The organism is Ancylobacter amanitiformis (assembly GCF_030814815.1).
In the GTDB taxonomy this organism is placed as follows: Bacteria; Pseudomonadota; Alphaproteobacteria; order Rhizobiales; family Xanthobacteraceae; genus Ancylobacter; species Ancylobacter amanitiformis.
On the sequence record NZ_JAUSVR010000005.1, the window covers coordinates 281,172 to 295,716 of the forward strand.

Here is a 14,545-nt window from a genome sequence, read left to right on the forward strand (position 1 = left end):
ATCAGCGAACCTCTTTCATCGCAGTTCGGATCGAATTGAGCTTGGTCTTGAGCGAGGCATCGACGAGCTTGCTGCCGACCTTGACCTTGAGGCCGCCGAGCAGCGAGGGGTCGACCTCGATGGCGAGCTGAACGTTCTTGCCGGTCAGCGTGTCGAGCGTTTCCTTCAGGGTCGCGGCATGCGCGTCCGAGAGCGGCTGCGCGACCGTGACTTCCGCCACGACCTCGCCCTTCTCAGCGGCGGCCAGGGCCTCGAAGCCGCGGATGATCGCCTCGACGGTGAACAGGCGGCGGTTGGCGGCCACGGTCTTGAAGAAGTTGCCGGCCAGACCGCCGATGCCGACCTTGTCCAGGATGGCGGCGATGGCCTTTTCCTGCTCCTCGGACGAGAAGACCGGGCTGCGCACGAGGCGCTTGAGGTCGTCGCTCTCGGCGAGCAGGGCGCCAAACCTGTCGAGGTCGGCCTTTACCGCATCGATGACACCCGCGTCACGCGCGAGCTCGAACAGAGCCTTCGCGTAGCGTCCTGCCACTCCGGATACGTATGTCTCGGCCACAGTGCCTCTCTCGGGGCTTGTCCGGAACGATACCGACCGCAGGGGTCTGATTCGGTTCCGGAATGGAAGGGTTCAAACGCAAGGCGGGATATGGAGTTTTTTCCACCCGCCCATGGAGTCGGCGGGTTCCCTAACACGGCTCTTGGCACGCTGCAACACAACGGCGTGAGGGATCGGCCGGGGCAAATGACGTAGCGGCCCCGGAACGGCCGACATCGGCGAGGACGCCACGGCCGCAAGGCTTTGCGCGGGCTGCGGCGCATTGCTGCACCGGGCCGGTGACGCAGCGACGCGCCGGGAGGTTGCGGGGTGGGCGCGCGCCCTGCGCGGGCATGTCGCGCCGCGTTGTCCTGCTGGCATGCCAGCACTCCTCATTCGCGCGTCGCCCTCAGCGCGGCGGCGGCGGCGATCGGCCCCAGCACCAGTGCCGCCAGCGACAGGCCGGCGAGGATGCGGAACGGCGTGTCGAACGGCACCGTGCCGCCGAGCGCCGTGCCCGTGGCCGCGACGCCGAAGATCAGCACCGGGATGGTGAGCGGCATGACCAGCACGGCGACCAGCAGCCCGCCGCGGCGGAACGCGCTGGCAAAGGCGGCGCCGATCAGCCCGAGGAAGGTGATGGCCGGTGTTCCCACCAGCAGCGTCAGGGTGAGCGCGCCGATCGAGGCCGGCTGGAGATTGAGCAGCAGCGAGAGCACCGGCGCCGCCACGACCAAAGGCAGTCCGGTGGCGATCCAGTGCGCCAGCCCCTTGGCGGCGGCGATCAGTTCCAGCGGCAGCGCGACCATGGAGAGCACGTCGAGCGCGCCGTCCTCGGCATCGGCCGCGAACAGCCGGTCGAGCCCGATGAGCGAGGCGAGCAATGCGCCGATCCACAGGATGGCCGGGCCGATGCGGGCGAGCAGGGCGAGGTCCGGGCCGATGGCGAAGGGCGTCACCACCACCACGGCGAGGAAGAACACCACGCCGAGTCCCGCCCCGCCGCCGGCGCGGATGGCAAGCGCGAGGTCGCGCGAGAGCAGGGCGAGGAAGGCACGGGTCATCGCGCTCCCCTCACGCGGCTACCGGCCGCACCGGCCGAAAGCGGTCGAGATCGAGCGTCTCGCCGGGGCCGAAATCGAGCGGCGCATGGGTGGCGGCGACAATCATGCCGCCCTGTGCGACATGCGCGCGGGCCAGCGCCCCGAATCGCGCCTGGGCCGACACGTCGAGTGCCGTGGTCGGCTCGTCGAGCAGCCAGAGCGGACGGGCGCTGACCAGCAGGCGCGCCAGGGCGAGCCGGCGCTTCTGGCCGGCGGAGAGCACGGCGACCGGCAGCCCGCCGAGGCCTCCCAAGCCCACTTCCTCCAGCGCGTCCGCCACGGACAGCGCGGGGCGGCCGAGCACGGCGCGCCAGAAGGCGAGGTTTTCCTGCGCCGTGAGGGCCGCCTTGTGGGCATCGAGATGGCCGAGATAATGCGCGTTCTCGGCGAAATCGTCGGGTTCGGCGACGCCTTCCAGCCGCACCCGGCCGGCGCTCGGCCGGGAGAGGCCCGCCAAAAGTCTCAGGAGCGAGGATTTGCCGGTGCCGTTCGGCCCGGTGACGATGAGCACGCGGCCGGCCTCCAGCGCGAAATCAAGGCGTTCGAACAGCTGGCGCGCGCCGCGCCGGCAGCCGAGCCGCTCCGCCACGAGCCGCATCTGCAGTCCCCCTTCCACTCCGGACGCCATCGCGACGCACAAATTTTCGATGCGCCGCGTGAGCCCACTAGGATCGGTGTTTGAAATGGCTCTATATAGAAAACTGAACGATGCGTCCTCGCCGCGGCGCAAGGTCGCGCGAGCTATAGCCCGCAAGGCCAGCTCCCTCCAAGGCCCACGCATCCGTGCCACCTACCAGCGGGGATCAGTCTGCCGTGACGTCGCTCGACAGCTTCAAAAGCCGGAAAAGTCTCACCGTCGGAAACAAGACCTACGTCTATTACAGCCTGCCGGACGCCGAAAGGAACGGTCTGGACGGCGTTTCCGCGCTTCCCTTCTCCATGAAGGTGCTGCTGGAGAACCTGCTGCGCTTCGAGGACGGGCGCTCCGTCACGAAGAACGACATCATCTCCGTCAAGGACTGGCTGGTCAGCCGCGGCAAGGATGAGCGCGAGATCGCCTATCGCCCCTCGCGCGTGCTGATGCAGGATTTCACCGGCGTGCCGGCCGTGGTCGACCTCGCCGCCATGCGCGACGCCATGGTCAATCTCGGCGGCGATCCCAAGCGGATCAACCCGCTGGTGCCGGTCGACCTCGTCATCGACCATTCGGTGATCGTCAACTTCTTCGGCAACGCGGCCGCCTTCGGCAAGAATGTCGAGGAAGAGTACAAGCAGAACCAGGAGCGCTACCGCTTCCTGAAATGGGGCCAGTCGGCCTTCGACAATTTCCGCGTGGTGCCGCCGGGCACCGGCATCTGCCACCAGGTGAACCTCGAATATCTCGCGCAGACCGTGTGGACCAAGGATGAGGACGGCGTCACCGTCGCCTATCCCGACACCTGCGTCGGCACCGATTCGCACACCACCATGGTGAACGGCCTCGGCGTGCTGGGCTGGGGCGTGGGCGGCATCGAGGCGGAGGCGGCCATGCTCGGCCAGCCGGTCTCCATGCTCATTCCCGAGGTGATCGGCTTCAAGCTCTCCGGCAAGCTGACCGAGGGCATCACCGCCACCGACCTCGTGCTCACCGTCACGCAGATGCTGCGCAAGAAGGGCGTTGTCGGCAAGTTCGTCGAGTTCTTCGGCCCGGGCCTCACGCACCTCTCGCTGGCCGACCGCGCCACCATCGGCAACATGGCGCCGGAATATGGCGCGACCTGCGGCTTCTTCCCGGTCGACAGCGAGACCATCGCCTATCTCGACGAGACCGGCCGCACGGACGAGCGCATCGCGCTGGTGGAGGCCTATTCCAAGGCGCAGGGCATGTGGCGCCATGAGGGCACCGCCGACCCGGTATTCACCGATGTGCTGGAACTCGATCTCACCAGCGTGCTGCCCTCGCTGGCCGGCCCCAAGCGCCCGCAGGACCGCGTGCTGCTCTCGGGCACCAAGGAAGGCTTCCGCGCCGCGCTGGAAGGCGAGTTCAAGAAGCCGGGCGAAGCCGGCAAGCGCGTTCCGGTGGAAGGCACCGACTACACGCTCGGCCATGGCGATGTGACGATCGCCGCCATCACCTCCTGCACCAACACCTCGAATCCGAGCGTGCTGATCGCCGCCGGCCTGCTGGCCCGCAACGCGGTGGCCAAGGGGCTGACCTCGAAGCCGTGGGTGAAGACCTCGCTGGCGCCCGGTTCGCAGGTGGTCGAAGGCTATCTGAACGCGGCGGGTCTCCAGAAGGATCTCGACGCGCTGGGCTTCAACCTGGTCGGCTTCGGCTGCACCACCTGCATCGGCAATTCGGGCCCGCTGCCCGAGCCGATCTCGGAAGCCATCAACAAGAACGACCTCGTGGCCGGCGCCGTCATCTCCGGCAACCGCAATTTCGAAGGCCGCGTGAACCCGGACGTGAAGGCGAACTATCTCGCCTCGCCCCCGCTCGTGGTGGCCTACGCCATTGCCGGCTCGCTGCAGGTGGACCTCACCACCGAGCCGCTCGGCACGGGCGCGGATGGCCAGCCGGTGTTCCTCAAGGACATCTGGCCGACCAACCAGGAGATCGCGACCTTCATCCGCGAGAACGTCACCAAGAAGATGTTCCAGGAGAAATATTCCGACGTCTTCAAGGGCGACGAGAACTGGCAGAAGATCGCCATCCCGCTCGGCGAGACCTATGCCTGGGACGACCGCTCCACCTATGTGCAGAACCCGCCCTATTTCGAGGGCATGAAGATGGAACCGGAGCCGATGACCGACATCATCGACGCCCGGGTCATGGGCCTGTTCCTCGACTCCATCACCACCGACCACATCTCGCCGGCCGGCTCGATCAAGGAAGCCAGCCCGGCGGGCCATTACCTGCGCGACCATCAGGTCCGCCCGGCCGACTTCAACCAGTTCGGCACGCGGCGCGGCAACCATCAGGTGATGATGCGCGGCACCTTCGCCAATATCCGCATCAAGAACCAGATGCTGGGCGGCAAGGAAGGCGGCTTCACCAAGCACTGGCCGGATGGCACCGAGATGCCGATCTACGACGCCGCCATGCTCTACAAGCAGGAGGGCGTGCCCACGGTCGTCTTCGCCGGCAAGGAATACGGCACCGGCTCCTCGCGCGACTGGGCGGCCAAGGGCACCAAGCTGCTCGGCATCCGCGCCGTCATTGCCCAGAGCTTCGAGCGCATCCACCGCTCGAACCTGGTCGGCATGGGCATCGTGCCGCTGGTGTTCCAGAACGAGGACTCGTGGCAGTCGCTCGGCATCAAGGGCGACGAGATCGTCACGCTGAAGGGCATCGAGGGCGACCTGAAGCCGCGCCAGACGCTGGTCGCCGAGGTGGAATTCAGCGACGGCACGGTGAAGCACGTGCCGCTCACCTGCCGCATCGATACGCTGGACGAGCTGGATTATTTCCGCAACGGCGGCATTCTCGCCTACGTGCTGCGCAACCTCGCGGCCTGACCCCAACCGAACGGGCCGGCGCGCGGGATGACCCCGCCCGCCGGCCCTGTCGTGTCGGCGCCGCATCACCCTTCCGTGCGGCGGCGACACCCGAATGTGACTGGTACGCCCGCGCCCGCCGTCCTATTGCCTAGCCGCCGGCCTCCGAGCCCGCGCTAACGGACGATCCGCACGAATGCTCGCGTCATCCCCTGCCACGCCCCCAACCCTGCCCGCGCTTCCGCGCGCCGCACGGATTGACGGGACGGGGCCGGGCCGGGCATTGCGCGCCCTTTTCGCCCTCGCCGGGGCGGGTCTCGCGGGCATGCTCGCGCTGCAGGGTCCCGCCGCGGCGGAGGAGGCCGGGGTGAAGCCGGTGCCCTCGCCACGGGCGGTGATCGAGTTGTTCACCAGCCAGGGCTGTTCGTCCTGCCCGCCGGCGGACCGGCTGGTGGGAGAACTGGGCCAGCAGCCGGACGTGATGACGCTGACGCTGGCGGTCGATTACTGGGATTATCTCGGCTGGAAGGACACGCTGGCCAAGCACGGCCATTCGCTGCGCCAGAAAGCCTATGCCAAGCTGCGCGGCGACGGGCAGATGTTCACGCCGCAGGCGGTGGTGAATGGCAGCTTCATGACGGTGGGTTCCGACCGCGCCGCGCTGGAGCGGGCGATTGCCGGTGACCAGCGGCTTCCGGTGCCGGTGGAGATCGACACGCGCGACGGGCGCGTCACCGTTCGCGTGGGCGCCAGCCCGCCCGGCACCGGGTCGGGCGAAGTGTGGCTCTGCCCCGTGGCCAGTTCCATGACGGTCGATATCGGCCGTGGCGAGAACGAGGGCAGCAAGATCACCTACCACAATGTGGTGCGCGGCTGGACCAAGCTCGGCGACTGGACCGGCGGCGAGGCACGCTTCGACACCGTGCTGCGCCCGCAGCCGGGGTTCAACGCCGATGCCGTCGCGGTGCTGGTGCAGTCGGGCAATGCCAGCGAGCCGGGCCGCATTGTCGGCGCCGCGCTGCAGCCGCTGCGCTGATCGCGCCGGAAGCACGGGACGGCATTTCCCCACCGATTTTCGCGTCCCGTAAATTTTCGCACCCCGCAGATTCTCGCGCCCCGCAAGGCGTCGCCCGGACGGGTGCGGCGGCTGCCGGATCCCCGGTGCACATCGCTGCCATTTCCCGGCAAAGAAAAAGGGCCGGCGTAACAGCCGACCCTCAAGGGTAATTTGGGGATTGAACCTAGATCATAGCGCCAGGCCGGCCCGCATGACGCCGCGGGGGGCTGGGGGGCTGGGAAACCGATGCGCTCTGCGAACCGGCCCGACGCTATGACGTGAAGATGCTGTGGCCGCTGGGCAACGCAACGGCCAAAATCGGGCAAGCATGTGTTTTCGGTTGACGAGGGCGTGAACGGCGCGGCGCGCATCGCGCAGCGGCACGTGCCGGGCGGGCGATCCCGCAGCGGGCGCCAGAAAGGCGCTTGATGCCGGCCGCGCGCGGGAGGATCATGACGCTTCCATGACCCCCCAATCCGTAACCCCGAACCCAAGTTTCAGGTCTCAACCAGCATGATCCAAGCGGGAGGACGCGCGTGGCGGAAACCGATCCCATAGTCCTGCCGGTCGGCTCGCGCGTCGGTCCCGTCACCTTCGACCGACGCGAACTCGACCGGATCCTCGATCTCTACGGGCGCATGGTGGCGCTGGGCGAATGGCGCGACTACGCCATCGACTTCACCCGGGATCGCGCCGTCTTCTCCATCTTCCGCCGCGCGGCGGAGGTTCCGATCTACCGGATCGAGAAGGACCCCCGGCTGGCGCGCCGGCAGGGCGCCTACACGGTGGTGTCGCAGACCGGCCTCATCCTCAAGCGCGGCCATGAGCTTGCGCGCGTGCTCGCGGTGTTGGAAAAGCCGCTGCGCGCGGTCAACTGACCGGCCGCCCCGATCCGCTGGAGACCGACATGCGCAGCCTGACCGTCGCCGCCACCCAGATGCGGTGCGACTGGGACATTCCCGGCAATCTGGACCGCGCCGAGGCGCTGGTGAGGGCGGCGGCCGCGCGCGGCGCCGGCCTCATCCTGCTGCAGGAACTGTTCGAGACCCCCTATTTCTGCCAGGACCAGCGGCACGAATTTCTCGAACTGGCCGCGCCGTTCGAGGGCAACCGGCTGATCGCCCGCTTCGCCGCGCTGGCCCGCGAACTCGGCGTGGTGCTGCCCGTCAGCTTCTTCGAGCGCGCGGGGCCGGCGGCGTTCAACTCGATCGCCATCATCGACGCCGATGGCGAGGTGCTCGGCCTCTACCGCAAGAGCCATATTCCCGATGGACCCGGCTATACCGAGAAGTTCTACTTCTCCCCCGGCGACACCGGCTTTCGCGTGTGGGACACGGCGGTCGGGCGCATCGGCGTGGGCATCTGCTGGGACCAGTGGTTTCCCGAATGCGCGCGCACCATGGCGCTGCTGGGTGCCGAGGTGCTGCTCTATCCCACCGCCATCGGCTCCGAGCCGCACGATCCCGCGCTCGATTCCGCCGGCCACTGGCAGCGCGTGATGCAGGGCCATGCCGGGGCGAACCTCATGCCGCTGATCGCCTCCAACCGCATCGGCACCGAGCCGGGCCGCACCGGCACCGCCATCACCTTCTACGGCTCCTCCTTCATTGCCGGGCCGACCGGCGAGAAGGTCGACGAGGCGGGGCGCGACGAGGAGGGTGTGCTCACCGCCACTTTCGATCTCGACGCCATCGCCCACCAGCGTCGCAGCTGGGGGCTGTTCCGTGACCGGCGGCCCGACCTGTACGGCCCGCTGCTTTCCCTCGACGGCCGCGCGCCGACCCGTCCTCTCCGCTGAAAGCTGCGCTGAAAGTCGATCATGGCCCCGACGCTGACGAGCCTGCCCGCCGCTGACGGCTTCCGCATGCCGGCCGAATGGGAGCCGCATGCCGGCACCTGGATGATCTGGCCGGAGCGGCCGGACAATTGGCGCGAGGGCGCGGTGCCGGCGCAGGAGGCGTTCGCCCGGGTGGCGGCGGCGATCGCCCGTTTCGAGCCGCTGACCATGCTGGTCTCCGCCCGGCAATGGCGCAACGCCCGCGCGATGCTGCCACCCGCCGTGCGCCTCGTCGAGGCGGCGTCCGATGATTCCTGGTGCCGCGACAGCGGCGCCAGCTTCCTCACCGATGCGGGGGGGCGGCTGCGCGGCGTCGACTGGGGCTTCAATGCCTGGGGCGGACTCTATACGCCCTTCGATCAGGACCAGCTGATCGCCGCCAAGATGCTGGAGGTGGAGCGCGCGCCGCGCTACGCCGCCCCGCTGGTGCTGGAGGGCGGCTCGATCCATGTCGATGGCGAGGGCACGGTGCTCACGACGGAGGAATGCCTGCTCAACCCCAATCGCAATCCGGGCCTGTCGCGCGCGGATATCGAGCGGCATCTGAAGGACTATCTCAACGTCTCGACGGTGATCTGGCTGGGCGCGGGCCTGGTCGACGACGAGACATCCGGCCATATCGACAATCTCGCCTGCTTCGTGCGGCCCGGCGTGGTGGCGCTCACCTGGTGCGAGGATCCGCTCGATCCGCAATACCCGATCTCGCGCGACGCTTTCGAGCGCCTCTCCGTGGCGCGCGATGCGCGCGGGCGGGCGCTCGACATCGTCAAGCTGCCGCTGCCGGGCCCGCTGTTCCGCAGTGCGGCGGAGGCCATCGACATCGGTTCGCTGGCGGGTTCGATGTCGCGCGGATTTGGCGAGCGGCTGGGCGCCTCCTACGCCAATTTCTACATCGGCAACGGGTTCATCCTGATGCCGCTGCTGGATCCCCGGCACGACGAGGCGGCGCGCGACATCCTCGCCCGGCTGTTCCCGACGCGGGAAATTGTCGGCGTGCCCACACACGAGATCATTCTGGGCGGTGGAAACATCCACTGCATCACCCAGCAGCAGCCGGTGGGCGTGCCGGGCTGAGGGCCGTCAGCCTTTCAGCAGCCCGAGGCGGATCAGGCTCTCGGCGCTGGCGAGGATGGCTTCCGGTGCGGTGCGGGGCGTCCAGCCCAATTGCCGGCGGGCCTTGGCGCTGCTGGCATTGCGGATGATGCCGAGTTGCGGCACCGCCGCGCGGGCCATCGGCATGGCCAACGCGGCGAGGCGCACCAGCGGGTCCGGCAGTTCGAATCGCGGTACCCGCGCGGCCTCGTGGCCGAGATGGGCGCGCAGGCATTGCGCCACCTGCTGCATCGACAGGCAATCGCCGGCCGTGGCGAGGAAGCGCTCGCCCGCGGCCGCCGGATCGGTCATCGCCTTCAGGTGCAGCTCGGCGACATCGCGGACATCGACGACGCCGAAATAAAGCCGCGGACAGGCCGGGATCGCCCCGTCGAGCATCGCCTTGACGAGGGAGACCGAGGTGGAAAGGTCCGCTCCCAGCGCCGGGCCGAACACCCCGACAGGGTTCACGACGACCAGTTCCATGGCCCCGCCGGCATGGGCGATGAAATCCCACGCGGCGCGCTCCGCCAGCGTCTTCGATTTCATGTAGGGCTGGACGTCGCGGCCATCCGGGTTGGTCCAGTCCCGCTCGTCGAAATAGGTCTTCCGCCGGTCCTGCCCATAGCCGATGGCGGCGAAGGAGGAGGTGACGACCACCCGGCGCACCCCGGCGTCGCGCGCCGCCCGCAGCACGCGGAGCGTGCCATCGACGGCGGGACGGATCAGATCGTCCGGGTTGGCCGGCACGCCGGCGGGGAAGGGCGAGGCGACATGCAGCACATGATCCATGCCGGCGCTCGCCTCCGCCCAGCCGGCATCGCGCTCCAGATCGGCGATGGCAAATGTCAGCCGGTCGCCCGGCTCGGTTCCTGCCGCGGCGAGAACGGCGCGCAGCGTTCCCGCCCGCGCGCGATCGCGCAGGCTGGCGCGCACCGTGTGGCCGGCGGCGAGCAGCGCCCGGATGACATGGGAGGCGATGAAACCCGCCCCGCCCGTGACCAGCACCCGTGCCATCGGCCTTCCCCTGATCCGCGACGCGCGTGCGGCGGCGCCGCACCGGAAGGTGGGCATGGCGAGGGCGCGCGGCAAGTCACGATGCGGCAAGTCACGATGCGCAAGTCACGATGCGCAAGTCACGACACGCAAGTCACGGTGGAGCAGTTCACGGCGCGAACTGACGGCGCGACCTCGGGGCGTGACCTCGGGGCGTGACCTCGAGGCGCGAACTCGGGGCGAAGGGCGTGCGGCGCGGGCCGTCATCGCTTCGTCATGGATCCGTCGTAGGCGCGGACCGTGCCCGGCGGAAGATGGCCGGCCGGGCCGCGCAAGGATGAGCCCGTGCCGCGACTGACGGCAAACCGCCTCACCAAGAGCTTCGCCGGCGCGACGGCGGTCGATGCGGTGAGCTTTTCCATTCCCGACGGCGCCTTTCTCGCGCTGCTCGGTCCCTCCGGCTGCGGCAAGACCACGCTGCTGCGCATGATTGCCGGTCTGGAGGTGCCCGACGGGGGCACGCTCGCCTTCGATGGGACGATCGTTGCCGGGCCCGGCGTGCTGCTGCCGCCGGAGGCGCGCCGGCTGGGCATGGTGTTCCAGTCCTACGCGCTGTGGCCGAACATGAGCGTGCGCGGCAATATCGAATTCGGCCTGAAAGTGCAGAAGCTCTCCGCCGAGGCGCGCCGCCGCCGCATCGCCGAGGTGCTGGAGGTGGTGGGGCTGACCGGGCTGGAGGCCCGCCGGCCGCATGAGCTTTCCGGCGGCCAGCGCCAGCGGGTGGCGCTGGCCCGCTCGCTCGCCATGCGTCCCGGCCTCATCCTGCTGGACGAGCCGCTGGCCAATCTCGACGCGCATCTGCGCGAGACGATGCTCGCCGAGTTTCGCCGAATCCATTCCGCCAGCGGGGCAACCTTCGTCTTTGTCACCCATGACCAGGAGGAGGCGATGGCGGTCGCCACCCATGTGGCGGTGATGAGCCGGGGCCGGCTGGAGCAGGTGGGCACGCCGGAAGAGCTTTACCGGCGCCCGGCAAGCGAGATGGTGGCGCGATTCATCGGCCGCGGCCGGACCCTGCCGGTGGAGGTGCTGGCCTCGGGCGAGGGGCGCTGCCGCGTCAGCCTGGCCGGCACGGTGCTCGCCCTTGAGGGAAGCGCGCCGGTGGGCCCCGGCTGGCTGTGCTTCCACGCCTCGGATCTTGCCGCGAGGGGCGAGGGCGGGCAGCTGCGCGGGCGCGTGCTCAACCAGATCTTCCAGCACGGCGCCTTCATGACCCAGCTCGTGCCGATCGGCATCGATGTGGAGACGATCAGCCTCGCCTTGCCGGAAAGAGTGGCGCCCGGCGCGCTGGTCGAGATCGCTCTGCGCGGGGGCTGGGTCATCGCGCGCGATGCCGCGCCCTCCAGCGGCCTTGCCGCGCGCTACCTGCATGCCTGAAGGGCCGACGCCCGGGCCTGTCATCAGCGCGTCACGCAAGGGTAGTCGATGCGCGGGGGTAGTCGATGCGCAGCGTCGTCGATCCCCGGCGGTGTTTCCGGCAACGCCTGGGGTTGGAAATGCCCGGCCCTGTCGTTCCTGCACGTCCCGTACATGAGGCCAGCGATCCGATGTCCGTCTTCCCCGCCCGCTTCGTCCGCTCCCTGCTCACGGCCGCGCTTCTCGGCGGAGCCGCCATCTCCGGCGCTGCCGCCCCGGCGACCGCCGAGACCATCACCGTCTACACCTCGCAGCCGCAGGACCAGATGGCGGCGGTGATCAAGGCGTTCAACCAGGACCATCCCGACATCAAGGTCGAGCTGTTCCGCTCCGGCACCACCGAGGTGATGGCCAAGCTGCAGGCCGAACAGGCCGCCGGCAAGAGCCCGGCTGATGTGGTGCTGATCGCCGACACCGTAGCCATGACGCAGCTGAAGAAGGACGGCCGGCTGCTTCCGCTCACCGACATTCCCACGACCGGCATCGCCCCGGCCGTGATCGACCCGGACAGGACCTATATCGGCACCAAGCTGATCACCACGGGCATCGTCTACAACACCAAGCTGGTGACGACCCCGCCGACCTCCTGGGCCGACCTGCTGGCGCCCGAGGTGGCGAAAAGCCTCATCATGCCGAGCCCGCTCTATTCCGGCGCGGCGGTTATCCATGTGGGCACGATGGTGCAGCAGCCCGCCTTTGGCTGGTCCTATTTCAAGACCCTGGCCGAGCGCGGCGCCGTGGCCGGCCAGGGCAATGGCACGGTGATCGAGGCGGTGGCGCGCGGCGAGAAGGCCTATGGCATCATCATCGAATACATGGCGCTGAACGCGCGGGCGAAGGGCTCGCCGGTCGATTTCGTGTTCCCGCGGGAAGGCGTGAGCATCATCACCCAGCCCGTGGCGGTGCTGAAGGATTCGGACGCGCCGGAGGCCGCGAGGACCTTCGTGCGCTGGCAGCTCTCCCGGTCCGCGCAGCAGCAGGGCGCGGCGCAGGGCTATTTCCCGGTTCTGGAGGGCGTGGCCCCGCCGGCCGGCTATCCCGACCCGGCGACGCTCAAGGTGCTGCCGGCCGACAGCGCCGCCATGCTGAAGGACGACAAGACGAACAAGGAGACCTTCGCCGACCTGTTCGGCGGCTGAGGCCATTGCAGGGGAAACCGGCGTGGCATTGGCGGCGACCGGCGGCGGCCTGGGAGGCAGCCTGGGAGGCGGAGTGCGGGGCGGCGAGCGCGTGCTGGTCGGCCTCACCGCCGCCTATGTGCTGTTCACCACCTTCTGGCCGCTGGCGGAACTGTTTTCCGCCGCGCTGGCGCCGGGCGAGGACGGCACCGTTCTCGGCGTGATGCGCGCGACGCTGGCGAGCCGCGCCACCGGCCGGGCCTTGTGGGGCTCGCTCGCCACGTCCGGCCTCTCGGTGCTCATTTCAGCCGGGCTCGGCATCGCGCTCGCCTTCGCGGTGAGCCTGTTCCGGCTGCGCAGCCGGGCGATCCTCACCTTTCTCATCCTGATGCCGCTGATCGTGCCGTCGCAGACCATGGCGCTGGCATGGATCGAACTGTTCGGCGCCGGCTCGCCGCTGCTCGCCCCGCTGGGTCTCGCCCCGGCGGCCGGGACGACCAATCCGCTCTACTCGGCCGGCGGCATCGCGCTGGTCATGGGTGTCGAGCACATGCCGCTGGTATTCATCGCCACCCGGGCGGCCCTGCGGACGCTGCCGGCCGATCTCATCGAGGCGGCGCGCATTCTCGGCATCCCCCCGCGCCGCATCGGCGCCGGCATCATCCTGCCGGTCATCCTGCCCTCGGCGGTGGCGGGCGGGCTGCTCGCCTTCACCGCGGCGATCGGCAATTTCGGCGTGCCGGCGCTGCTCGGCATACCGGGGCGGGTTTCGGTGCTCACCACGCTGATCTACCAGCGGCTCAACGGCTTCGGCCCGGCGGCGGCCGGACAGGTGGCGGTGCTCGCCATGCTGATGACGGCCATCGCGGCCGGCGCGCTCATCCTGCGCGGGCTGGTACTGGCGCGGCTCGCCGTGCCGCTGCCGGCCGGCCGGCCATTCGAGCCGAGCCGCCGGGCGCCGCTGGTGGAGGCCGTCCTCTGGCTCGTCGTGCTCGCCATCTCCATCGCCCCGCTCGCGGCCCTCGTGACGACCGCGCTGCTGCCGGCCATCGGCATTCCCTTCGGGCTGGAAATGGTGAGCCTCGATCCGTTCTCGCGCGTGCTCGCCAATGACGCTGTGCGCCGCGCCTTCGCCAATTCGCTGTTCCTCGCGGTCGGCTGCGCGCTGGTGTCGGTCCTCGTCGCGGTGCCCTTCGCCTATCTCGCGCGGCACCACCGCACCCTTCTGGTGCGGGCGATCGACATTGCGGTGGAAGCGCCCTGGGTGGTGCCGGGCACGGTGGTGGCGCTGGGGATGATCCTCGCCTTCCTGCCGCCGCTACCGCTGGTGGGCCTCTCGCTCTACGGCACGATGGCGATCCTGATGGTGGCCTATCTCGCCCGTTTCCTGCCGCTGGTGCTGCGGCCGGTGACGGCGGCGGCGGCGGCGATCGATCCTGCGCTGGATGAGGCCGGCCGCATTGTCGGCGCCGGGCTCCTGCGCCGGCTCGGTGTGCTCTTCCTGCCCGGCGTGCTCCCGGCGGCGGTAGCGGGCGCGATCCTCGTGGTGATGACGGCGGTCAACGAACTCACCCTCTCGGCGCTGCTCTGGTCGTCGGGGCACGAGACCATCGGCGTCATGGTGTTCGCCCTGCAATATGAGGGCAATTCGACCGCGGCGGCCGCGGTGGCGGTACTGTCGGCGGCGATGGTGTTCGCGATCTGCGCGCTCGCCACCCTGCTCGCGCGCTGGCTGCCGCACGGCATGCTGCCCTGGCGCGACTAGGCTCAGGACTCATTGATTACCGAGCCAGAAGATGACGGTAGCGGCGATGCAGATGGCTGAGAAGAAGGTGTGGGCGCAACGATCATAGC

At 69.3% G+C, this 14,545-nt stretch carries 12 protein-coding genes; 8 read left to right on the top strand and 4 right to left on the bottom strand.

Going from position 1 to position 14,545, the window contains the following annotated elements:
- Position 1: 1 nt before the first annotated feature.
- From QOZ99_RS10570 to ccmA, 3 genes are all read right to left on the bottom strand, one after another.
- Positions 2 to 556, bottom strand: a complete 555-nt coding sequence (locus QOZ99_RS10570; protein ID WP_306889918.1) for a F0F1 ATP synthase subunit delta — start codon at positions 554 to 556, stop codon at positions 2 to 4.
- A gap of 371 nt (positions 557 to 927) precedes the next feature.
- Positions 928 to 1,599, bottom strand: coding sequence for a heme exporter protein CcmB (gene ccmB, locus QOZ99_RS10575; protein ID WP_306889919.1), 672 nt, complete (start codon positions 1,597 to 1,599; stop codon positions 928 to 930).
- Between the two features lie 10 nt (positions 1,600 to 1,609).
- The gene (ccmA, locus tag QOZ99_RS10580) at positions 1,610 to 2,236 is read right to left on the bottom strand and encodes a heme ABC exporter ATP-binding protein CcmA (RefSeq protein WP_306889920.1); all 627 of its coding nucleotides are present in this window, start codon (positions 2,234 to 2,236) and stop codon (positions 1,610 to 1,612) included.
- Positions 2,237 to 2,451: 215 nt separating this feature from the next.
- Here ccmA and acnA point away from each other — a divergent pair, with 215 nt between their 5' ends.
- The 5 genes from acnA (at position 2,452) to aguA (ending at position 9,083) form a co-directional block, all read left to right on the top strand.
- A complete protein-coding gene (gene acnA / locus QOZ99_RS10585) occupies positions 2,452 to 5,136 on the top strand; it encodes an aconitate hydratase AcnA (RefSeq protein ID WP_306889921.1) in 2,685 nt (894 codons plus the stop codon).
- 262 nt (positions 5,137 to 5,398) lie between these two features.
- Positions 5,399 to 6,151: a DUF1223 domain-containing protein gene (locus QOZ99_RS10590; protein ID WP_306889922.1), complete on the top strand. Its 753-nt coding sequence runs from the start codon at positions 5,399 to 5,401 to the stop codon at positions 6,149 to 6,151.
- Positions 6,152 to 6,708: 557 nt separating this feature from the next.
- Positions 6,709 to 7,050, top strand: coding sequence for a DUF2794 domain-containing protein (locus QOZ99_RS10595; protein ID WP_183188707.1), 342 nt, complete (start codon positions 6,709 to 6,711; stop codon positions 7,048 to 7,050).
- Positions 7,051 to 7,079: 29 nt separating this feature from the next.
- On the top strand, positions 7,080 to 7,970 hold the full coding sequence (gene aguB, locus QOZ99_RS10600) for an N-carbamoylputrescine amidase (RefSeq protein ID WP_306889923.1): 891 nt from the start codon (positions 7,080 to 7,082) through the stop codon (positions 7,968 to 7,970).
- 21 nt (positions 7,971 to 7,991) lie between these two features.
- Positions 7,992 to 9,083, top strand: coding sequence for an agmatine deiminase (gene aguA, locus QOZ99_RS10605; RefSeq protein WP_306889924.1), 1,092 nt, complete (start codon positions 7,992 to 7,994; stop codon positions 9,081 to 9,083).
- A 6-nt stretch (positions 9,084 to 9,089) separates the two neighbouring features.
- Here the strand turns inward: aguA and QOZ99_RS10610 are convergent, their stop codons facing one another.
- Complete coding sequence (locus QOZ99_RS10610) at positions 9,090 to 10,118, bottom strand: SDR family oxidoreductase (protein WP_306889925.1); 1,029 nt, start codon at positions 10,116 to 10,118, stop codon at positions 9,090 to 9,092.
- Positions 10,119 to 10,442: 324 nt separating this feature from the next.
- Here QOZ99_RS10610 and QOZ99_RS10615 point away from each other — a divergent pair, with 324 nt between their 5' ends.
- From QOZ99_RS10615 to QOZ99_RS10625, 3 genes are all read left to right on the top strand, one after another.
- Positions 10,443 to 11,534, top strand: coding sequence for an ABC transporter ATP-binding protein (locus tag QOZ99_RS10615; RefSeq protein WP_306889927.1), 1,092 nt, complete (start codon positions 10,443 to 10,445; stop codon positions 11,532 to 11,534).
- Between the two features lie 170 nt (positions 11,535 to 11,704).
- The gene (locus QOZ99_RS10620; RefSeq protein ID WP_306889928.1) at positions 11,705 to 12,712 is read left to right on the top strand and encodes an ABC transporter substrate-binding protein; all 1,008 of its coding nucleotides are present in this window, start codon (positions 11,705 to 11,707) and stop codon (positions 12,710 to 12,712) included.
- A gap of 22 nt (positions 12,713 to 12,734) precedes the next feature.
- On the top strand, positions 12,735 to 14,456 hold the full coding sequence (locus tag QOZ99_RS10625) for an ABC transporter permease (protein WP_306889929.1): 1,722 nt from the start codon (positions 12,735 to 12,737) through the stop codon (positions 14,454 to 14,456).
- Positions 14,457 to 14,545 lie beyond the last annotated feature (89 nt).